Origin of the sequence: Paenibacillus sp. Leaf72 (assembly GCF_001422685.1) — a bacterium.
Classification (GTDB): domain Bacteria; phylum Bacillota; class Bacilli; order Paenibacillales; family Paenibacillaceae; genus Pristimantibacillus.
The window spans coordinates 805,363-826,661 of record NZ_LMLV01000001.1 but is presented as its reverse complement, the minus strand read 5'-3'; the positions used below and the strand labels follow the sequence as shown (position 1 = coordinate 826,661).

14 protein-coding genes are annotated in these 21,299 nt (G+C 50.4%); 10 read left to right on the top strand and 4 right to left on the bottom strand.

Annotated features, from left to right (window positions below; genetic code table 11):
- Positions 1-52: 52 nt before the first annotated feature.
- Together ASF12_RS03655 and ASF12_RS03650 are read left to right on the top strand one after the other, a co-directional pair.
- Entirely contained in the window at positions 53-3,835 is a 3,783-nt protein-coding gene (locus ASF12_RS03655) for an S-layer homology domain-containing protein (protein ID WP_081418588.1), read from the top strand.
- Positions 3,836-4,098: 263 nt separating this feature from the next.
- Entirely contained in the window at positions 4,099-6,582 is a 2,484-nt protein-coding gene (locus tag ASF12_RS03650; protein ID WP_081418587.1) for an ArnT family glycosyltransferase, read from the top strand.
- A gap of 119 nt (positions 6,583-6,701) precedes the next feature.
- Here ASF12_RS03650 and ASF12_RS03645 read toward each other — a convergent pair whose 3' ends face one another.
- Positions 6,702-7,565 (bottom strand): VOC family protein, encoded by an 864-nt coding sequence (locus tag ASF12_RS03645; RefSeq protein WP_056029646.1) that lies wholly within the window; start codon positions 7,563-7,565, stop codon positions 6,702-6,704.
- Between the two features lie 278 nt (positions 7,566-7,843).
- Between ASF12_RS03645 and ASF12_RS34200 the strand changes: the two genes are divergently transcribed.
- Complete coding sequence (locus ASF12_RS34200) at positions 7,844-8,008, top strand: hypothetical protein (RefSeq protein ID WP_155972754.1); 165 nt, start codon at positions 7,844-7,846, stop codon at positions 8,006-8,008.
- 181 nt (positions 8,009-8,189) lie between these two features.
- Here ASF12_RS34200 and ASF12_RS03640 read toward each other — a convergent pair whose 3' ends face one another.
- Positions 8,190-8,966: a Cof-type HAD-IIB family hydrolase gene (locus ASF12_RS03640; protein WP_056029643.1), complete on the bottom strand. Its 777-nt coding sequence runs from the start codon at positions 8,964-8,966 to the stop codon at positions 8,190-8,192.
- A gap of 236 nt (positions 8,967-9,202) precedes the next feature.
- On the opposite strand from ASF12_RS03640, the gene ASF12_RS03635 reads away from it, so the two are divergent.
- The gene (locus ASF12_RS03635; RefSeq protein ID WP_056029640.1) at positions 9,203-10,132 is read left to right on the top strand and encodes a manganese-dependent inorganic pyrophosphatase; all 930 of its coding nucleotides are present in this window, start codon (positions 9,203-9,205) and stop codon (positions 10,130-10,132) included.
- A gap of 198 nt (positions 10,133-10,330) precedes the next feature.
- Here ASF12_RS03635 and ASF12_RS03630 read toward each other — a convergent pair whose 3' ends face one another.
- A complete protein-coding gene (locus ASF12_RS03630) occupies positions 10,331-10,816 on the bottom strand; it encodes a C40 family peptidase (RefSeq protein WP_056029637.1) in 486 nt (161 codons plus the stop codon).
- 986 nt (positions 10,817-11,802) lie between these two features.
- Between ASF12_RS03630 and ASF12_RS03625 the strand changes: the two genes are divergently transcribed.
- The 6 genes from ASF12_RS03625 to ASF12_RS03600 all read left to right on the top strand — a co-directional run bounded on the left by ASF12_RS03625 (position 11,803) and on the right by ASF12_RS03600 (position 19,034).
- Positions 11,803-12,363, top strand: coding sequence for a MarR family winged helix-turn-helix transcriptional regulator (locus tag ASF12_RS03625; protein WP_235533033.1), 561 nt, complete (start codon positions 11,803-11,805; stop codon positions 12,361-12,363).
- Entirely contained in the window at positions 12,357-14,084 is a 1,728-nt protein-coding gene (locus ASF12_RS03620; protein WP_056029634.1) for an ABC transporter ATP-binding protein, read from the top strand. The genes ASF12_RS03625 and ASF12_RS03620 overlap by 7 nt, the downstream gene beginning before the upstream one ends.
- Positions 14,081-15,964 (top strand): ABC transporter ATP-binding protein, encoded by a 1,884-nt coding sequence (locus ASF12_RS03615; RefSeq protein ID WP_056029631.1) that lies wholly within the window; start codon positions 14,081-14,083, stop codon positions 15,962-15,964. The genes ASF12_RS03620 and ASF12_RS03615 overlap by 4 nt, the downstream gene beginning before the upstream one ends.
- A 254-nt stretch (positions 15,965-16,218) precedes the next feature.
- Positions 16,219-17,709 carry an alpha-N-arabinofuranosidase gene (locus tag ASF12_RS03610; protein ID WP_056029628.1) on the top strand — a complete coding sequence of 497 codons (1,491 nt, stop codon included), beginning with the start codon at positions 16,219-16,221 and terminating at the stop codon, positions 17,707-17,709.
- A 36-nt stretch (positions 17,710-17,745) separates the two neighbouring features.
- Entirely contained in the window at positions 17,746-18,042 is a 297-nt protein-coding gene (locus tag ASF12_RS03605) for a hypothetical protein (RefSeq protein ID WP_231594156.1), read from the top strand.
- A 53-nt stretch (positions 18,043-18,095) separates the two neighbouring features.
- Entirely contained in the window at positions 18,096-19,034 is a 939-nt protein-coding gene (locus tag ASF12_RS03600; RefSeq protein WP_056029625.1) for a family 43 glycosylhydrolase, read from the top strand.
- A gap of 143 nt (positions 19,035-19,177) precedes the next feature.
- Here ASF12_RS03600 and ASF12_RS03595 read toward each other — a convergent pair whose 3' ends face one another.
- Positions 19,178-21,232: a beta-galactosidase gene (locus tag ASF12_RS03595; protein ID WP_056029622.1), complete on the bottom strand. Its 2,055-nt coding sequence runs from the start codon at positions 21,230-21,232 to the stop codon at positions 19,178-19,180.
- Between the last annotated feature and the right edge of the window lie 67 nt (positions 21,233-21,299).

Below are 21,299 nucleotides of genomic sequence, written 5' to 3'. Positions count from 1 at the left end.
TGGGTTTTTGTAGAATGTAGTCGATTAGAGTCGAAGGAGACGATCAATAGTGATGAATAGGGGATACGTCAAGCTTTTTTCAAGGAAATTATGGATATGGAGCGTAATCATCTCAATGGTTGTGCTTCCTGTATCAGGAGTTTCAGCGCAAGCCGAAACGTGGAGTCAGTATGCGAAGCTTGGTATAACGATGAATGACCAGTTAGGTTCTTTTGATCTACCCGTTAGCGTTTCGGTATATGGCAGCGGAAGTGGAAGTGTATACGTGGCCGATTTTAACAACCATCGCATCCAGAAGCTGGATGTTTCTACGGGGGAATGGAGCGAGTGGAAGAAAAGCGGCGGTGGCTCGGGAAGCGGACTCGGAGAGTTTAAAAACCCGTCAGGCGTTGCAGTAGATGGCAGCGGCAATGTTTATGTAGCGGATATGGGCAACCATCGCATCCAGAAGCTGGATGCTGCTACGAATACGTGGAGCGCATGGTCGAAGGCTGGCGGAAGCTCGGGAAGCGGTATAGGGGAATTTAAATCGCCTAGAGGCGTAGACGTTGACCTTAACGGGAACGTGTATGTAGCCGATACCGACAACCATCGCATCCAGAAGCTGGATGTTTCTACGAATACGTGGAGCGAGTGGAAGAGGAGCGGCGGAGGCTCGGGAACTAGTCTGGGCGAGTTTAATTTTCCTAGAGGCGTCGCGGTAGATGAGGGTGGTAATGTCTATGTAGCCGACTCTCGCAACAACCGCATCCAGAAGCTGGATTTCTCGTCTGTGCCATCGGGCGAATGGAAGCTGATCGGCGGCTCGCTAGGAAGCGGTGTGGGCCAGTTTAAAAACTTGTCTGATGTCACCCTTGATCATAGCGGTAATATTTACGTAGCCGATACGGGAAATCACCGGATTCAGAAGCTTGATGTTTCTACAAATTCGTGGAACGAGTGGAAGAAGAGCGGCGGAGGCTTGGGAAGCCAGTTAGGCGAGTTTAGGAGTCCATTCGGCGTAGCGGTAGACGAAAGCGGCGATGTGTATGTAGCCGATAGCGAAAATCACCGGATTCAGAAGCTGGATAGGCTGGCGGACTCTTGGAGCAACTGGGGTTATATGGGGGCGGTTGCAGGCGATGGCCTCGGCGAATTTGATGGTGTAACAGGAATCGCGATAGATGATGAAGGCGATGTGTACGCGGCCGACTATGAAAACCATCGCATTCAGAAACTCGATGCGATTACGGGCAGCTGGAGCGCGTGGGGGAAAATAGACGGAAGCTCGGGTACCGGCCTGGGCGAGTTTGAAAATCCGACTGGCGTAGCTGTTGATGGCAATGGAAACGTTTATGTCGCTGATCGTAACAATCACCGGATACAGAAGCTGGATGCAGGTACGGGAACGTGGGGGGCATGGGGAAAAGCAGGAGGCGGCCAAGGAAGTGGCTCTGGGGAATTTGCATACCCTTCCAGCGTTGCAGTTGACAGTGAGGGTAACGTCTATGTCGCCGATACGAACAACTTTCGCATTCAAATGCTGGAGGCTTCAACCGGAACATGGAAGACTGTAGGCGGAGGAAACGGAAGAAGCGAGATAGGCGAGTTTAATTATCCGACTGGTGTTGCGGTAGACAGCAGCAACAATATTTACGTAGCCGATACAGATAACCATCGCATTCAAAAGCTGGACATCTCCAAAGGCGAATGGGAGGAAATCGGCAACGGAGAAGGAAGCGGCTTGGGCGAGTTCAACGAGCCATACGGATTGACGGTAGACATTAATGGGGATATTTACGTTGCGGACTTGGGCAATCATCGCATTCAGAAGCTGAATATAGCGGATGGAATGTGGATTGAGTGGTCAAAGAGCGGGGGCGGGGAAGGAAGCGGTCTTGGCGAGTTTAGCAGTCCGACCGGTGTGGCAGTTTACCACAATGAAATTATATATGTGGCTGATTTCGGCAATCATCGTATTCAAAAATGGGATTATGCTGCTCCGAGCGCTCCTATTAGCGTTGCAGCAACCGCAGGCAACGGAGAAGCGACGATAAGCTTCACTATGCCTGCCAATGATAGGGGCGGCGAAATTACGGGCTACACGGTAACGGCTAATCCAGGAGGCCTGATAGCGACCGGCACGGATAGTCCAATCAAAATGACCGGTTTGACGAATGGTCAATCCTACACGTTTACCGTTATTGCATCGAATAGAAGCGGAGATTCACCTTCCTCGGCGGCAACGAATGCCGTTACGCCAATGACACATCCGGACGAACCGACCGGTGTGACAGCGACGGCAGGCAATGGAGAAGCGACGGTAAGTTTCATTCCGCCTGCCAGCGATGGAGGCAGCACTATTACGGGCTACACGGTAACGTCTAATCCAGGGGGAGTGACAGCGAGCGGTACGGGCAGCCCCATTAAGGTTACAGGCTTAACAAATGACACAGCGTACACCTTTACCGTAATCGCGATTAATGAAGTGGGCAATAGCGCGGCTTCTACTGCGTCCGTTGCTGTAACACCGGTAAGTCCTCCCAATAACAACGGCGGAGGAAGCACGCCGTCGCAGCCGGCACCTTCAACGGCGCCGGAAGCCGGCCCATCTGACCGTTTCGTTCTTATTAATGGTAAATCGCAGAACTTGGGATCGGCGAAAGTAACGAAGGTTGATTCCCAGAGCGTAACAACGATTACCGTTGATCAGAAAAAGCTGGAAAGCCTGCTTGCAGCAGAGGCTCATTCGGCGGTCGTAACGATACAGTCGAAAGCCAATTCCGATGTTATTATCGCAGAGCTTAATGGGCAAATTATTCATGAAATGGAATCGAGGCAGGCGGTTCTGGAGCTGCAAACGGATAAAGCGATTTATCGTTTACCAGCGCTGCAGATCAATATCGGAGCCATTGCAGATCAATTTGGCAAGTCGATTGCCTTGCAGGATATTCGCTTTCAGATCGAAATTGCTGTGCCCAAAGAGCCGCTTAAGTGGACTCACGATGAGTCTGCTGGAGCAAAGATAGCCTTTGTCGTTCCACAGCTGGACTTTAGTGTAAGAGCCATATATTTGAACGAGAGCATCAATGTGAGTGAGTTCGATGCTTACGTAGAACGCAGTATTGCAATTCCTGCAGGTGTGGATACGAGCAAAATTACGACTGGGGTTGTAATTGAAACGGACGGAACGCTGCGCCACGTCCCAACGAAAATAGTGTTACGCGATGGAGTTTCTTATGCTAAGGTGAGCAGCTTGACGAACAGTGTCTATTCCTTAATCTGGCACCCGCTCGCGTTCAAGGATGTAGAGGGACACTGGGCAAAACAAGCGGTTAACGATATGGGCTCGCGCCTGATCGTTAAAGGGGACGCGAACGGCATGTTTAATCCCAATCAAGAGGTAACCCGAGCGGAGTTCGCGGCGATTCTGATCCGTGCTCTGGGCTTGCAGCCCAAAATGCAGGGGACGAGCTTCGTCGATGTTGCTCCGAACAGCTGGTTCGCGGGAGATTTGGGCACAGCATCCCACTATCGCTTAATCAGTGGCTTCGGGGATGGGACGATGCGTCCGAACGATAAAATGACGCGTGAGCAAGCGATGACCCTTCTAGCCCGAGCGATGCTGCTAACGAAATTGAAGGAGAAAACATCACCAGCTGCAGGGCAAGCGCTGGATGCTTTCACCGACAATGGTGCGGTATCGAGCTGGGCCAAGGAAGGCATTATCGACAGCTTGAGCTATGGATTAGTAACAGGACGAAAGGGGAATGAACTTGCTCCGGGTGCTTTCATTACGCGTGCGGAAGTGGCTGTTCTCGTTCAGAAGCTGTTGAGCAAATCGGGTTTAATCTAGATAAATCGTTATTTTTAAATATAGAAGACTCAAGCTCCACTGACGGTGGTTCTTGAGTCTTCTTTGTTTGAACATTGGCATTCCACTCAGGGCGAACGACTATAACCTTTTTTCGCTGGACCTCAGCCTTACTTTTATTGCTCCATTTGTATCGTTTCTGTTTTTTAAGCTCAATTTCAGCTTTGCTTCATTCGATTTTCAGGGAAAAGGCGCACAATCTCTCATAGTGAAGCAAGAGACGGAAGCGAAAGGGCGGCTGAGCCATGGCAGTAATAAAAAAACAGCGCATGGATGCAATATTAATGGTATGTATCCTCGTATCGGCATTTTTGAATGGATTTTTAATCTGGACAGATGACCATGTCAATACGTATTACACGACTACGGTCGCAAGTATGCTGCAAAGCTTCCACAATTTTTTCTTTGCAACCGTAGATTCTGGAGGCTTCGTAACCGTTGACAAGCCGCCGGTCACGTTCTGGGTGCAGACGGCTTTTGCCTATGTGCTGGGTCTGCATGGCTGGAGCGTGATTTTGCCCCAAGCGTTAGCAGGTATTGGCTCGACGATTTTGCTGTATGTGCTGCTCAAACCGTCCTTTGGCCTTGCGGCAGCACGGATCGGAGCAGCAGCGATGGCAACGATGCCGGTTGCGGTTGCCGTGAGCCGGACGAATAATATCGATAGCATGCTCGTTTTTACGCTGCTGCTTGCCGTATGGCTGTTATTCCGTGGAACGAAGCAGGGCAAGGCGATTTGGCTGATAGGCGCTTTTGCCGTCATAGGTGTTGGATTTAATATGAAAATGATGGAAGCCTACATGGTGCTTCCGGCGTTTTATTTATTTGCTTTAATGGCGTGGAAGGGCAAATGGTTTAAAAAAATCAGCCTGCTGGCAGGAGCGACCGCTATTATGCTCGTGATTTCCTTATCCTGGGCGGTAACAGTTGATTCTATATCCACAGATAGTCGTCCCTATGTGGGCAGCAGCCAGACAAACTCTGTGTTGGAGCTAGCTTTCGGGTATAACGGACTTTCAAGGCTGACTGGAAATCGTGGAGGCGGTTCCGGCTCGATGATGGGGCCGCAGCAGCTTCCGGCGGTTGGAAATACAGCTTTTGCCCAGACGAATATTGTAAATAGCTGGTTCAGCGGCGATGTGCCAGGCGGGAACCGCAGCATTGCGGCTGTAGAGCAGGATGGGCAGGGGGCGAGCGTCGATGGTGGCAGCCGCCGTGGCGGAAGCAGCCAGGGCGCGGATAGCAATAACAATAATGGCGGCGGGACTGGTGGGCTCCCAGGAGGTGCCGGGGGAGATGCTGGAGCCGGCGGTTTTAACGGCGGTCCAGGTGGGGGAATGGACGGCATGGGTGGTCGCGGCGGCTTTGGCGGCGGTGGCTCAGGCGGCATGTTTGGAACAGGAACAGCAGGGCCGCTTCGATTATTCCAAGCCGAGCTGTCCGGTCAAGCAAGCTGGTTTTTGCCTTTTGTATTTGTAGGCTGCGTGGGTTTGCTGGCTAGCATTCGCAGACGGAATATGACGATGAAGCATAAGGAGGCGTTGTTCTGGCTGGCGTGGCTGGTACCGGTTATGGCCTTTTTCAGCGTCGCAGGTTTTTTTCATCAATATTATTTAATTATGATGGGCCCCCCGATTGCCGCACTGCTTGGAGCAGGCTGGAGTGAGCTATGGAGACAATATCGCAGCAAAGCGGGCTGGGTAAGCTGGCTGCTGCCGCTCGGTATTGCCGCAACAGCGGGGTTCGAATGGTATATTATGCATCCATTTGACGCGACAATTGGCAGCGGGTGGTCGCTTGCCGTGCTAGTTGGCGGAATGGCAGCAAGTTTGCTGCTCATTGGCTGGCGGATAGCGAAGCAGAAGCAGGCGAAGTCATTAATACGGCATAGTAGTGGTGGCACGGAAGGGGAAGAAGCAGGGGCAGATGCTGGCGCAGATAACGAGCTGTATGGCGGCAAGCTGCCGTATGAGCATGGCGGATATTTGACAGCGAATGCTGGCGTTCAAAACGGAAAGCATGCGGCGAGCCGCCAAAAAATTTGGCAGCAGCCAGCCGTGAACCTGATTGCGCTGCTCGGGCTGCTTGTGCTGTTCATTGGCCCGGCTTACTGGGCGGCGACGCCTATCGTATACGGGCAGAGCAGCCAGCTGCCGGAGGCAGGGCCTGATCAGACGAATGCCTCTTCCCGCGATGAGCCGCTCAATGAAGCAGCGCTTGCTTTTTTGAAGGCGCACAATACAGGCGAGAGGTACCTGTTTGCGACGAACAGCTATTCGACCGCAGCGCCGTATATTATCGATTCCGGTGAAAATGTCATTATACTCGGCGGTTATTCCGGCTCCGATCCCGTTCTGTCTGTAGACCGGCTGAAGGCGCTCGTGGCCGCAGGGGAATTGAAATATTTTCTCGTTTCGCAAGGCGGGCGCGGGGGCAGCAATAATAATGAGCTGACGCAGTGGATTACTTCCCATGGCAAGCAGGTTGAATCCAGCGAATGGCAGACGACAGCTGGAGGCGGGAATGCGGTGAATAACAGCGATACAGCTAGCAATAATAGTGGTGGCTTCAACAGCAGTAATTCTAGCGCTGGAATTGGCGGAAGTAGTAACGGATTTTTCACGAATCGAAATAGTGACAACAGCTTCCGCGGCTTTGGCGGAGGCGGCAGCAATATAACGATTTATGAGGTAACGCCGGAAGCTGCACTTTTGAGCGACAGCGAATAAGTATGGCTCTTATATTGAAATGGAGCCAACTGCTCCAGTTGAAAAAGCATAAAAGCCACGCAAAACCACATGCCAGTGGTTTTGCGTGGCTTTTGCTATAGCTGCTGCTTGCTGGCCTATTATTCCGCCACTGCAAGCTTAATCCGAATGCTGGAAGGATCGGTTGCAAAAATAATGCCGTCTGACTCGTCAAGTGCTGCTCCCGCCTCACGCAGCCTGCTTATAGCTGTATCCCGTTCCGCTTGATTCGGATAGACGATGGTGAAGTAGTCCAGCCCAGTAGTATTGGGGGCTGGTGCAGGGGCGCCAATGCCGGCCCAAATGTTAAGCCCGATATGATGGTGGTAGCCTCCGGCTGAGACGAACAACGCTTTGAAATCGGTGTAGTCGCCTACGATATCAAAGCCGAGCAGCCCATTGTAAAAGGCGCGGGCAGCCGGAATGCCATTAATATGCAGATGAATATGCCCGATGATTGTGCCGGGCGGCAGTAGCGTAGCAGCAGCCGGATCGGCAGCGGCAAGAAGTCCGTCCCAATCGACGGGGTTGCTAGCCATAACGTAATCGCCATTGTCTTCTTTTTTCCACTCTGAGCGTGGTCTGTCTGCATAAATTTCAATGCCATTATTGTCAGGGTCCGTGATATACAGCGCTTCACTGACGAGGTGATCGGCTTGACCGATATGAATGCCGGAGGCGATTAGCCGGGCGAGTGCTGCGCCGAGCGCTTCACGATTAGGCAGCAGCAGGGCGTAGTGGTAAAGGCCAGTCGTCGTTCTGCGTTCGGAGACGATGGCATTTGGAATCTCTTCCAGCTCAAGAAGTGTATGGACGCCGTCTGCCGTAAGGCGGGCAACGTTGTCTCGCTGCTCAAGCACCTGCAAGCCAACAACCTCTTGATAAAATGGCAGAGAACGTTTCATATCGCTAATGTTCAGCTTTGCTGTCCCAAGTACAGTATCGGCATTTATGCTGTAGGTCATGTGCAATTCCTCCTGTGCTAAGTTGATTACTATTTGTAACTAACTATATTTTATGAACTAACTTTTGTCAAGTTTAATGTCAATTTGAAACTCAATGTCAAATATGACGTATTATTGACTAATTGATGGTGAACTGTGGTTCTAATGTCACATATATGTTAGAGTAGTGATAAGGCCTCTTGAACAAAGAGGCCTTAATGATTAGAAGGAGGAAGAAAGCATGGCAATACGGCATGGATTAGAGCTTCATAAAACGCATACAGGAGGCGAAATTTATTATGAACCTTAGTGGTGGGGATCACAGAAGAACACGTTCCAGCAACCCTTTTTTGTATTTGTTTTTCAAATGGATTTCTTTAACCTCATCGGCAGTTATTGTACTGCTGTCCTTGTGGTGGCTCATTCAATTTTTGTTTCAAAGCACCGTAGCAGAAGAGCAATAAGCGGAAAAAAGGCCAGTACGTTTTGTCAGGCTGACCTGCGTGAGCATGTCTAACATTAGGAAAGTGATTGGCTGAACGTAAACGGCAGCTAATTCCAAATATATTAAAAGAGGTACAGCTAACGCTTCGAACCGTTAGCTGTACCTCTTTATTTTTTAATGAAATGTCTAGATTGGCGATATTACTTCAACAAGCCGGCGTGACGCAAGCCACCCCGAATGCCATTTTCACTCACATGAGTCGTTACGTAATCAGCGAAGGGCAGCAGCTCCGGATGGGAGTTGCCCATGGCGATGCCTAGTCCGACAGTTTCGAGCATTTCCTTGTCATTTAGTCCGTCACCGAAGGCAAGTGCTTCCTGAGCCGTCAGTCCCAAATGCTCCAGCAGCGCGGCAATGCCAAGCGCCTTGGAGCCATCATTCGTAAGCACGTCCATCGCGAACGGATGCCAGCGAATATAGCGCAAGCCTGGGATGACGTCTGTATACAGATGCTCATCCTGCGGCTCGCAGTGCAGGAAAATTTGATAAATGTCCGCTTTTTCCCAATAGCTTGGATCGAAGCCCGGCTGCGCCACGCGCAGTGATGTCACGGAATCGAACACCTGCGGATGCGCTTCAGCGTTGGAGAAAAATGCGTCATGGCCTTCAAAGACGAGGGAATGGTTATGAAGTCCGGCATGCTCAACAAGCGCCTTGACATCTGTGCGAGGAATGGGATTGTGGTATACGGGAACGCCATTGTACACGACGTAAGCGCCGTTCAGGCTGACGAAGGAGTTAATCGCAAGCTTCTCGGCAATATCCTTGAAAAAATAAGGCGCGCGTCCCGTTGCAATGACAGCCTCGACGCCCTGCTCCTGAATTTCACGAATCGCATCAATCGTATCTTGGGGAATTTGTTTTTCTTCATCTAATAATGTGCCATCAATATCAAAAAAAGCAATTTTATAACTCATCTTTTGTAGGTCTCCTGTTCTGTCTAGTTGATGTTGTAACTCGGCAGCCAAATGTTCTATACCCCTTATACCATTCGCTTCTGTCTTTAAGCAAGCTTATTTGAGGATTGTTTGCAAAAATCTCTGTAAGGGCATAGGTATATACTTCATTATATTATATAATCAAATGTGTGAAAAACTTATTGGGAAATGCGGACTGCCGCAATCCCAAATACAAGAACTAAGGAGACAGTAAAATGGCAAAAACATTTATTTTCGGGCATAAAAATCCGGATACGGATACAATCTGTTCTGCGATCGCATATGCTGATTTGAAGGCTAAGCTGGGCTTTGAGGTTGAAGCGGTTCGTTTGGGTGAAATTAGCGGAGAAACGCAATACGCGCTGACTCATTTCAAGGCTGAGGCGCCGCGTCTTGTAGAAACGGTAGCCAATGAAGTAGAGACCGTTATTCTCGTTGACCACAATGAGCGTCAGCAAAGCGCAGCAGACATCGACCAAGTTCGCGTGCTGGAAGTTATCGACCACCACCGTATTGCGAATTTTGAGACAAGCCACCCGCTATACTATCGCGCTGAGCCTGTAGGCTGCACAGCTACGATTTTGAATAAATTGTACAAAGAAAACGGCGTAGCTATCGAGCCGCAAATCGCAGGTCTAATGCTGTCCGCAATCATTTCCGACTCCTTGCTGTTCAAATCGCCAACTTGCACCGAGCAAGATGTAGCGGCTGCTAAGGAGCTTGCTGCTATCGCTGGGGTTGATACAGATGCATACGGTCTGGAAATGCTGAAAGCAGGAGCAGACGTGCGCGACAAATCGATCGCTCAGCTGCTTTCGCTTGATGCGAAAGAATTCCAAATGGGCAGCAGCAAAGTAGAAATCGCGCAAGTTAATGCGGTTGACACAAACGATGTACTGGTTCGCCAAGCGGATCTGGAAACAGCGATTAACGCAATCGTTTCGGAAAAAGGCTTGGACCTGTTCCTATTCGTTGTAACTGACATTTTGAACAGCGATTCCGTAGCGCTTGCTATCGGCAGCGCAGCAGGCGCAGTTGAGAAAGCCTACAATGTAACGCTGGCTGACAACAAAGCCGTTCTGAAGGGCGTAGTATCCCGCAAATCGCAAATCGTTCCTGTATTGACAGAAACGCTTAGCAAATAAGTGTGAATGACGCATGGCCGCCCTCTGAATCAGCCTGATGCTGGAGAAGGGGCGGCCTTTTTTTATTTGGAGGAGCATTAGAAATACAACGATAAGCAAAAACGTCCTGAACGAATTAGCGTTCAGGACGTTTTTGCTTATATAGGAGTTCAATTGTAGAACGCTATAGCTGCGTTGTAACGTGTTGAAAGGTTTGGCCTAGGATTTCAATACGCGTCGTGCTGTCACGTAGCGCTTATGCCAGTATGACTCGCCAAGGCTGCTGATCGTCACGCCCGTGCTCGTGGCGCTGTGCAAAATTTTGTTATTTCCCGCATAGATAGCTACATGGCTAATGCCTCTGCCGCTCGTATTAAAGAAAACAAGATCGCCTACACTAAGGTTTTCCTTAGTCACTTTGGCTCCAATGGATGCTTGGGAGGAGGAGCTGCGTGGCAGCGAAACGCCCATGGCATCGAATATGTATTGGGTAAAGGAAGAGCAGTCAAAAGCGTATGTAATGCCTGCTGGGGCTCCATATTTATAGGGGGTTCCGATAAACTCCTTGCCGGAGTCGATTAATTGTAGGGAAGTTTCAGTTGCGGCATGTGCCTGGTTGCCGGAAGCGAAGGTGAAGGCTGTCAAACCAATACTTGCGCATAAGCTCAATTTGATGACGGAGCGAAAAAAGTTTCTCTTAATCATTATGGTGTGATTCCTTTCGTTGTACGATTCGTTTTGGCTAAAAACACTATACCACACCGAAAAATGAGCCTTTTCTCATGATGAGAGCGCAAAGGAAGGGGAAATCATGTTGTTTGGTGTTTATGAGAAGTTAATGAGAATTTATTCATTTATGTTTGAAACGTAAATGGGGGGTGTATGGGGCGCTGCGCTGCGTGATGGGGTTGGGGCTCGATCGCCATTAGCCTTGGATTTCTATGCAGTTATTTCCACCCTATAGGTAGAAATCCAACGCTAAAAGCGAACGCTCCGCTTCTCACTCCCCACCCCTTCACTCCGCTCCGCTTCCCCACCCCCCACTTAAAATTTCAAACCCTAAACCCGAATGGCAAAGATAAGAAAACACGAAGAGCAAAAACGTAAAAGCCAAAAGTCAAAGGCAAAGCCCAAAGTCCAAACCCAAAACCGCTTCATACTCTCCGTTTTAGATTTCATTTATAAAAAAACAATTGACTTGGTGGACACAGGAGCGGCTATTTCAATAGAATTACCGGTTAGGACACAGGTTCCGGACTCAGAAGCAGCTAATGCGCTCTCCACACCCATTTTGAAGCGATATGGAGGGCGATAGCGGATCTCCTGTCCGCTTACGCCTGAATATCGCATTAAAAGCTAGAATAGCGGAATCTCAGTCCTCCAAACAAGGAGTAGGCACCCAAGCCGAGCGATATCAGCAACAATCGAACGAACGGTAAGGTTCTCAAATCTTGAATTGTCTGATGAGATTGGCCGCGAATAAACGCTAAGCAAGCTGGAGGCAAACTCTGTTTTGCCTACAAACTCTAGAAGCTTGAAAATGGGTTATTGACAGCCATTTAATGAGCGCTTTATAATTAGGTTGCCTATTATTTTAGTTATAAGATAATCATAAGGAAAATAATTAATGGGAAAATAATTGGTAGCCTACATGAAAGGGCAAAGAAATATAAATGAAAGGAGGGCTCCCTTTGGAACATAACGAAAACGACACAAGCAATAAGAGCAGCAAAGACAAGACGGACGACACAAGCAAAGAAAGCAATGCAACGGAACACAGCGAGAAAATTACAAATGAATTAATTCGTGTGTTTCGCAGCTTTCATCGGCTCAATTGGCGGCAGAAGCCGAATCCGGACGGCAAGTTTAGCGAAATGCAGGTGCTGATGTGCATCAAGCGCGGTTCTATGAAGGCGCAGGATAAGCCAGGGATGAAAATCTCGGTCATCAGCCGCTTGCTCCGGGTAACCTCTCCCACGATCACCCAACTGGTCAACGGGATGGAGACGAATGGACTCGTGCAGAGAAACGCTGATCCCGATGATCGGCGGGCTGTACGCATCTCGCTGACAGAGGAAGGGGAACGCATCGCGGAGAAGGTCATTGCCGATTTTATGAATCGAATGGCAGGACTGGCGCAATACTTGGGAGAGCGGGATTCGCATGAACTGGTTCGTATTTTATCCAAAGCATTTGAGTATTTTGATGAGCTGAATGAGTCTGAACAAACGGGGGATGAACAGCAATGTTAAGGTTATTTCGCTTTTTAAAGCCGTTTCGCTGGCTGATAGCCGCGGTGCTTGTGCTAGTATTTATTCAGTCGCTGTCGGATCTATATCTCCCCACGCTGATGGCGGACATCGTCGATGATGGCGTATCTAAAGGAGATACCCCGCTTATATGGAAAATTGGCTCCTTTATGCTGCTCATAGCGGCGGTCGGCGGCATTAGCTCTATCGGCGCCAGCTATTTTTCGGCAAAAGCTTCAGCGAGCTTCGGGCGCCTCGTGCGGGAGAAGGTGTTTGGACATGTGCAAAACTTCTCGCTGCAGGAGTTTGACAAAATCGGCACGGCCTCGCTCATTACGCGTACGACGAATGATATTACACAGGTGCAGCAAGTGTTGATGATGATGATGCGCATGATGGTAATGGCGCCGATGATGTGCATCGGGGGCATTATTATGGCCATTTCGAAAGATGCGAAGCTGTCGCTTGTGCTGGTTGTCGCATTGCCTGTTCTCGCTGGCGCGATATTGCTCGTCGTCCGCAAAGGTATTCCACTGTTTAAAATGATGCAGGTTCGTATGGATAAGCTCAACTTGGTGCTGCGCGAAGGACTGACCGGCATTCGGGTAATCCGCTCATTCGATCGGACAAATTATGAAAACAAGAAATTTGACGCTGCCAACAGCGATCTGACCGAAACGGCGATTAAAGTCAACAAAATTATGGCGGTCATGATGCCGCTTATGATGCTGGTCATGAATTTATCGACAGTGGCGATTATCGCAATTGGCGGGCTGCGTATCGAGAATGGCGATATGGAAGTCGGCTCACTAATGGCTTTTATCCAATATGCGATGCAAATTATGTTCTCGCTTCTAATGTTATCGATGATGCTCGTTATGATTCCGCGTGCTTCGGCATCGGCGGTGCGTATTAATGAAGTGCTGGACATGGTGCCGGATATTGCGGACAGCGCCAGAGTCAAGAACACAGGCACGCGCAAAGGCTATATCGAGTTTCGCGATGTGACGTTCAGCTATCCGGGAGCCGAGCAGCCTGCTTTATCGAATATTTCGTTCAAGGCGGCACCTGGCGAGGTGACAGCTATTATTGGAGGAACAGGCTCTGGGAAGTCGACGCTCGTTAATTTGATTCCGCGCTTTTATGATACGGCGGGTGGCAGCATCATCATTGATGATGTGGATATTCGTGAGCTATCCCAGGAAACGCTGCGCGAAAAAATCGGCTTTGTGCCGCAAAAGGCCGTATTGTTCACCGGCACGATCGCGGATAATATCCGCTACGGCAAAGAAAATGCAACCGATGAGGAAATGGAGCATGCGGCAGAGGTGGCGCAGGCAGCCGAGTTTATCGGCACGATGAAGGAAGGATTTGGCGCCAGCGTATCGCAGGGAGGAAACAATCTTTCCGGCGGGCAGAAGCAGCGCCTATCCATTGCTCGTGCGCTCGTTCGCCAGCCAGAAATCTATGTGTTCGACGACAGCTTCTCGGCGCTCGACTTTAAGACGGATGCGAAGCTGCGTGCCGCCTTGCGTGAGGAAACGGTACATTCGACGGTATTGCTCGTTGCCCAGCGGGTGAGTACAGTGCTCGATGCTGACCGCATCATCGTGCTTGATGAAGGCGAGCTAGCCGGAATCGGGACGCATCAGGAGCTGATGGAGTCTTGTGATGTGTACCGGGAAATCGTATATTCACAGCTTTCGGAGGAGGAAATTGCATGAGTGAGCAGAAGCAGAATTCCCCGCAAAGGCCGAAAGGAATCGGCATGGGTCCTCCAGGAATGGGCATGATGATGCCCCCTCAGAAGGCGAAGGATTTCAAGGGCACCTTGAAACGGCTGGCTGCCTACTTGAAGCCGCATCGCACGAAGCTTGCGCTTGTGCTGCTGACCGCGATTTTAAGTACCGTATTCAGCATCGTCAGCCCGAAAATGATGGGGCAAGCTACAACGAAGCTTTACGAGGGAGTAATGGGAATAGCCCAAGGCGTTCCGGGTGCCCGTATTGATTTTGATGCGATTAACACGATTCTGCTGACGCTTGTTGTGCTGTATTTGATCAGCGCCGCATTTGGCTTCATTCAGCAGTATTTAATGGCTGGCGTCGCCCAGAAAACCGTCTATGATTTGCGCAAGGATGTAAATAATAAATTTGCACGCCTGCCGCTGAAGTTTTTCGATTCGCGCTCCAACGGCGAGGTGCTGAGCCGGGTCGTCAATGATGTGGACAATATTAGCAATACGCTTCAGCAAAGCTTGACGCAGCTCATAACGTCATTCATTACCCTCGTCGGCGTCATCGTTATGATGCTGACCATCAGCCCGCTTTTGACGCTGATCGTTTTCTTGACGATTCCTGCGAGCTTACTTGCAACGAAGGCGATTGCCAAGCGTTCGCAAAAATATTTTGCCGACCAGCAGGCTGAGCTTGGACGCTTGAACGGACATGTCGAGGAAATGTACACGGGGCATAAAATCGTCAAAGCATTCGGACATGAGCGCAAATCGCTGGATGAATTTAATGAAATGAACGAGAAGCTGTATGATTCTGGCTGGCGCGCACAATTTGTGTCCGGCATCATTATGCCGATTATGAGCTTCATTAGCAATATCGGCTATGTGCTCGTATGCGTCATCGGCGGCTTGCTCGTCACGAGAAATGCGATTAAAATCGGCGATATTTTGGCATTTATCCAATATACAAGACAGTTCACGATGCCGATTACGCAGCTGGCCAACATTGCGAATATTATTCAATCTACAATCGCCTCCGCAGAGCGGGTATTCGAGCTGCTTGATGAAGAGGATGAGGTGATCGAGGCGAAAAATGCCAAAGCGATCAGCAAGCCGTCTGGCGCCGTTCGCTTCGAGCAGGTAGATTTTGGCTATAAAGCCAATGAGCCGCTAATTAGCGGGATGAATATTGATGTGTTGCCTGGCCAGACCGTCGCCATAGTCGGTCCGACCGGAGCGGGCAAGACGACGATGATTAATTTGCTAATGCGCTTCTATGAGCTGAATGGCGGTCGTATTACGATTGACGGCGAGGACATTACAGCGCTCCAGCGCAGAAGCTTGCGCCGAATGTTCGGCATGGTGCTGCAGGATACATGGCTGTTCAATGGCAGCATTCGCGACAATATCGCTTATGGGCGGGAGGATGCTACGGAGGAAGAGGTTTATCAAGCGGCTAGAGCAGCGCATGCGGATCATTTCATTCGGACGCTGCCAGATGGCTATGACACGATATTGAACGAGGAAGCATCAAACATTTCCCAAGGGCAGAAGCAGCTGCTGACCATTGCCCGGGCCATTTTAGCTGATCCATCGATTCTGATCCTTGATGAAGCGACGAGCAGCGTTGATACGCGTACAGAAATTATTATCCAACGAGCAATGGGCGAGCTGATGAAAAATCGAACCAGCTTCGTCATTGCCCACCGCTTGTCGACGATTCGCGGCGCTGATCTGATTTTGGTCATGAACAATGGCTCTATTATTGAGCAGGGAAGACACGAAGCGCTGCTGGAGCAGGGCGGTTTTTATGCCGATCTGTATAACAGCCAGTTCACAGGCAAACGGACAATTAGCGAAGTTGTATAAGGCTTTAACCAGAAAGCTTCTCCATCCGAGCGAGGATGGGGGAGCTTTTTTTTTGATGCCACGCTCCCATGCGAAAAGCAGGGAGACGCCCATTCACTGGTTTGTAGCGAGCAATTACGTAAGCGTTTACGTCTACCCGATTTATTTTTCAAAAGAGGGTTGATAAATGCGGTTGGATTGTTTATTATGAAGTTAAATTAATGTTATCAATAAATGATTTATATTTTTATTAATCCGTGTGGGAGGCAATAACGATGAGCAATCAAATTACAATTAACGCAGACATTGCTAAAGGTACGATTAACCGCAACATATATGGACATTTCTCCGAGCATTTGGGACGCTGTATTTATGAAGGCTTCTGGGTTGGCGAGGATTCGGTCATTCCAAATACGAAAGGCATTCGCAACGATGTTGTGGAAGCGCTCAAAAAATTGAATATTCCGGTGCTGCGCTGGCCGGGCGGCTGTTTTGCCGATGAATATCACTGGAAGGACGGCATTGGCCCAAGCGAAGAGCGCAAGCGCATGATCAATACCCATTGGGGCGGCGTAGTCGAAAATAACCATTTTGGCACACATGAGTTTTTGCTGCTTTGCGAACAGCTCGGCTGCGAGCCTTATATTTCCGGCAATGTAGGCAGCGGCACAGTACAGGAAATGTCCGAGTGGGTTGAATACATAACCTTCGACGGCGTATCGCCAATGGCGGAGCTGCGTGAGAAAAACGGCCGCGAGAAGCCGTGGAAGCTGAAATATTTTGGCGTCGGCAATGAGAACTGGGGCTGTGGCGGCAATATGCGTCCAGAATATTATGCGGATCTGTACCGCCGCTACCAGACTTACGTTCGCAATTATGGCGACAATGAAATTTACCGCATTGCCTGCGGCCCGAACGTCGACGATTACAAGTGGATGGAAGTGCTGATGCGCGAAGCAGCTAACAAAATGGACGGCATCAGCCTGCACTATTACACGGTTCCGAAGGAATGGCAGGACAAGGGAGCCGCTACCGGCTTCCCTGAGGACGAGTGGGCCCTTACGCTTAGAAAAGCGCTGTGGATGGAAGAGCTTATTACGAAGCATTCGGCGATTATGGATCAATATGATCCAGAGAAGCGCGTTGGCTTGATCGTCGATGAGTGGGGCACATGGTTCAATACAGAACCGGGCACGAACCCAGGCTTCCTGTACCAGCAAAACTCGATTCGCGATGCGCTCGTAGCTGGCCTTACGCTGCATATTTTCCACGATCATTGCGACCGTGTGCAAATGGCGAACATTGCGCAAATCGTCAATGTGCTGCAATCGGTTATTTTGACAGAAGGGGAAAAAATGCTGCTGACGCCAACCTATCATATTTTTGATATGTTTAAGGTGCATCAGGATGCTGAGCTTCTGGATACGCATACGACTAGCGCCCGTTACGAGCATGGCGACGAGAAGCTGCCGCAAATTTCAGTATCGGCTTCCAAAGCGGCAGATGGCAAAATCCATATCAGCTTATGTAATCTGGATCATAGTGCCGAAGCAGACGTATCCATTGCGCTGCGCGGCTTGGGACAAGGCCAGAAAACGATCAAGGGCACAGTGCTAGCAGGCGCGGCCATTGACTCGCATAATACGTTTGAGCAGCCAAATGCAGTAGAACCTGCCGCTTTTACAAGCTTTACATGGGATGGAGAAAAGGTATCGGCTAAGCTTCCAGCGATGTCGGTTACGGTGCTTGAGCTGATCGAGCAATAATAAAGGGATGAATAGAACGCAATGGAGGCGGACGGCATGAAGACGGGCATGGACAGGAGCGCAAGAAGCTGCAAAGGCTGTGATGACAGCTATACCGTCACAGAAGCGCAGATCCAGCGGATTTTGGCTGCGCCGATGTTTCAGTCGTCCGAACGCTGCGTGGACGATGAGGTGTATGCAGCGCGCCTTCGGGAATGCGGCAGCTGTCCGAAGCTGATGAGCGGGACGACATGCATCGTTTGCGGATGTATTGTGCAAATCTCCGCCAAATATAAAGAAAAAAGCTGTCCGAACCCAAATGATGTCAGGTGGCGCTCTGTTGCAAGCCATTGACGACAGCCGTTTACGCTTGAATGCAAACAGAGCTTGCCAGGAGGAATGAGTAGATGAAGGCGCCATTATTCAGAGATCCAATCTTTGACGGAGCGGCAGATCCGGTCGTTATTTATAATCGCGAGCAGCAGGAATGGTGGATCATTTATACGAATCGCCGTGCTACGGTGGAAGGTCCAGGCTTTGCATGGGTGCATGGCACAGATTTAGGCGTCGCCTCGTCCGCAGATGGCGGCCGCAGCTGGAATTACCGGGGAACGCTGACGGGGCTGGATATTGAATGGGGACGAAATACATTTTGGGCCCCGGAAATCATTTGGCATAATGGGCTTTACCATATGTACGTCAGCTATATTCAAGGCGTGCCCGATGATTGGGCGGGCCATAAGCGGGAGATTTTTCATTATACAAGTGCTAATTTGCTCGACTGGACGTTTGTTTCTAATGTACGGCTTAGCTCGGATCGGGTCATTGATGCCTGCATTTATGAGCTTCCGGATGGACGCTTCCGCATGTGGTATAAGGATGAGGCGCTGGGCTCGTTCACCTATGCCGCAGACAGCAGCGATTTGTATAACTGGAAAGTGGTTGGTCCTGTCATTACGGAGCGGGGCCATGAGGGGCCGAATGTATTTCGGCTGCAAGGCTCATATTGGATGATTGTCGATGAATGGCGGGGACAAGGCGTCTTCCGTTCGGATGATTTGGAACGCTGGGAGCGCAACAACTTGATCTTGAATGAGCCAGGCCAGCGTGAGGATGACGGGACCATTGGCTTGCATGCCGATGTCGTTGTCCAAGGCGAGCAGGCGTATATATTCTATTTCACCCATCCCGATAGACGCGGCGATTGGGAGGTGCCTGGTCAGGTGCCGGGGTATCTCACGCGGCGCAGCTCCATTCAAGTTGCCAAGCTTGAGGTGAAGGATGGCAAGCTGGTCTGTGACCGCGATGCGGAGTTTGAACTGGTGCTGGAAGCGGAAGCGCAATAGTGTCATACGATCGAAACTTGCTAGATAGCTGCGGCCTTTAGCCAGACTAAAATAACAGCACCCCGCATCTTCCTCAGCTGATGAGGCGGAAACGGGGTGCTGTTTTATTTAGGTTATATATTTTGAAAGCTGCTTTGAATCATTTAGGTCAAAATAAGCACGCCGTAAGGTTCCAGCATGACTGAGCCTTGAAGCGTATCCCCGCTTATAAGGTCGGTGCGCGGCTCGCTGAGATTGAGCTCGGCAGCTTCCTCCGCATAGTTGAGGAGGAAGTAGAGCGGCCCAGCCTCGCCCTCGCGAATAGTCAGCTCCACCTGCTCCGGCAGTGTGAGCCAATTGGCAACTGGCGATGACAAGCCGAGCATGCCGATCACGTTGCGTGCCGCCGCCTCATTGAATACAGCGCCGTAATACCAAGCAAAGCCAGCTCCAACGACATTGCGGGTAACGGCGGGCTTGCCTGCATAATAATCGGAGGCATATTCGCCAATGATCTCGACGGTATCGCTTTCGATTGCGAGTACATCATTGAACAGATCCGCGGTAGTTGCTTCACCGCCTCCTTGCTTCCATTCGATCATTGCCGACTTGCGCGTACCTTTAATTTGCGTAAACTCCTCGACGGAAATGCCGACAAGGCGTGCGGCGGCGCCAGGGAATGGGCGCATGTAGCAGTGGCCGCGCTCATCCTTGTAGCCGGTGCGGCAGCCGAATATAATGGTGCCGCCGCTAGCCACATATTGCTCCAGCAAAGCAGCTGTTTCATCCCGCATAATGGCCGGATGCGGATAGACGAGCACGCGGTAGCGCTGCAGGTCAGCAAGCGTTGTACCGCTTCGCATGTAAAGGACATCATTTGGAATATGCTGGCGCTGCAGCGCTTTGAACCATTCCTTGCTGCTTTTCCAGGAAAAAGGCCCGTGCCAAATATCATATTCGCCATCCCACTCATTGTCATAATCGCGTACGAGGGCAACCTCTGCCCGGTTGCGCGAACCGACAATGTGCGGCCCGGCCTTGGCGAGCTCAGCGCCGATTTGCGCTGCTTCACGAAGACGGCGGTTCGGGCCATTATGGTAGTCGTTCAGTCCATGCCAATAGATTTCATTGCCAAAGGCTGCCGTTCTCCAGCGGAAATAAACGACCATATCTGCGCCATGAGCAATGGATTGGTACGTCCACAGGCGCATTTGACCCGGCTTCGGCGAAGGCATATCCATGCGGTTCACCCAGCCGCCTGGTCCAGCCTGCTGCTCCATAATGCAGAAATTCGGCGAAATGGAGCGAGTTGTAGACAGCGTCAGGCTCCAGCCGCGATCGAGCAGCGGGTTATCTTCATTTTTGTCATAGTTAATGGTGGAAAATTGCGGGTAGGAGTCGTAGCTGAAAAAGTCCAGCAGCTCGTCCGTCATCCGGTGGCTGTCGAGATGGCCGAACAAGCCATTCGTCGTTACCCACTGCTTGGGCGCTGCCTCGCGCAGCACCTTGGCCTGCACCTCGGCGTAAGAAATAGTGCTGTCGGAAATAAACCGCTTCTCATCCAGCGCCTGATGCGGATTCGGCTGTCTTGGCGCCGCTGTCGGACGCGGAAGAAAGACTTGCTCCCAAGCGGAATACGTCTGATTCCAAAAGACAGCGCCCCAAGCTTCATTCAGCTTGTCGAGCGTAACGTATTTGCGCTGCAGCCACTCTCGAAAAGCCAGATGATCCGCTTCCGAATAAAATTCGGAAATTTCACAATTGAATTCATTGTCGATTTGCCAGCCAACGACGGCCGGATGATCACAGTAATGCTCCGCCATTTGGCGAGCAATGCGAGCGCTCAGCTCCCGATATTTGGGACTGTTATAGTTGGTGTGGCGGCGCAGACCATGCTGAAGCGTGACCCCATCAAAGGTTACGTTGAGCACCTCGGGATACTTGAACGTCAGCCATGCAGGCGGCGTTGCTGTAGGGGTGCCGATAATGACCTTCAGCCCATGCTTATGAGCCAGGTCAATGACTTTGTCAAACAGGTCAAATTGGAATACGCCTTCCTCGGGCTCGAACACCGACCAGGCAAATTCGGCTACCCGAATGATCGAGAGCCCCATTTCCTTCATCCGGCGAAGATCATCATCCCATAGCTCCTCAGGCCATTGCTCAGGGTAATAGCAGACGCCAAGGGCAAACTCATTTATTGGGTTTACGTGTGTCATTAAAGTTATACCTCCATAGAAATAATAATAAATTGCTATCTATCGGCTATTTTATTATTGTAGAATC

Coding starts and splice junctions, on each gene's coding strand:
- ASF12_RS03650 (WP_081418587.1), top strand. CDS start 4,099: ATGGCAGTAATAAAAAAACAGCGCATGGATGCAATATTAATGGTATGT.
- ASF12_RS03645 (WP_056029646.1), bottom strand. CDS start 7,565: ATGACCTACAGCATAAATGCCGATACTGTACTTGGGACAGCAAAGCTG.
- ASF12_RS03610 (WP_056029628.1), top strand. CDS start 16,219: ATGAGCAATCAAATTACAATTAACGCAGACATTGCTAAAGGTACGATT.
- ASF12_RS03605 (WP_231594156.1), top strand. CDS start 17,746: ATGAAGACGGGCATGGACAGGAGCGCAAGAAGCTGCAAAGGCTGTGAT.
- ASF12_RS03620 (WP_056029634.1), top strand. CDS start 12,357: ATGTTAAGGTTATTTCGCTTTTTAAAGCCGTTTCGCTGGCTGATAGCC.
- ASF12_RS03615 (WP_056029631.1), top strand. CDS start 14,081: ATGAGTGAGCAGAAGCAGAATTCCCCGCAAAGGCCGAAAGGAATCGGC.
- ASF12_RS03635 (WP_056029640.1), top strand. CDS start 9,203: ATGGCAAAAACATTTATTTTCGGGCATAAAAATCCGGATACGGATACA.
- ASF12_RS03655 (WP_081418588.1), top strand. CDS start 53: ATGAATAGGGGATACGTCAAGCTTTTTTCAAGGAAATTATGGATATGG.
- ASF12_RS03600 (WP_056029625.1), top strand. CDS start 18,096: ATGAAGGCGCCATTATTCAGAGATCCAATCTTTGACGGAGCGGCAGAT.
- ASF12_RS03640 (WP_056029643.1), bottom strand. CDS start 8,966: ATGAGTTATAAAATTGCTTTTTTTGATATTGATGGCACATTATTAGAT.
- ASF12_RS03595 (WP_056029622.1), bottom strand. CDS start 21,232: ATGACACACGTAAACCCAATAAATGAGTTTGCCCTTGGCGTCTGCTAT.
- ASF12_RS03630 (WP_056029637.1), bottom strand. CDS start 10,816: ATGATTAAGAGAAACTTTTTTCGCTCCGTCATCAAATTGAGCTTATGC.
- ASF12_RS34200 (WP_155972754.1), top strand. CDS start 7,844: ATGAACCTTAGTGGTGGGGATCACAGAAGAACACGTTCCAGCAACCCT.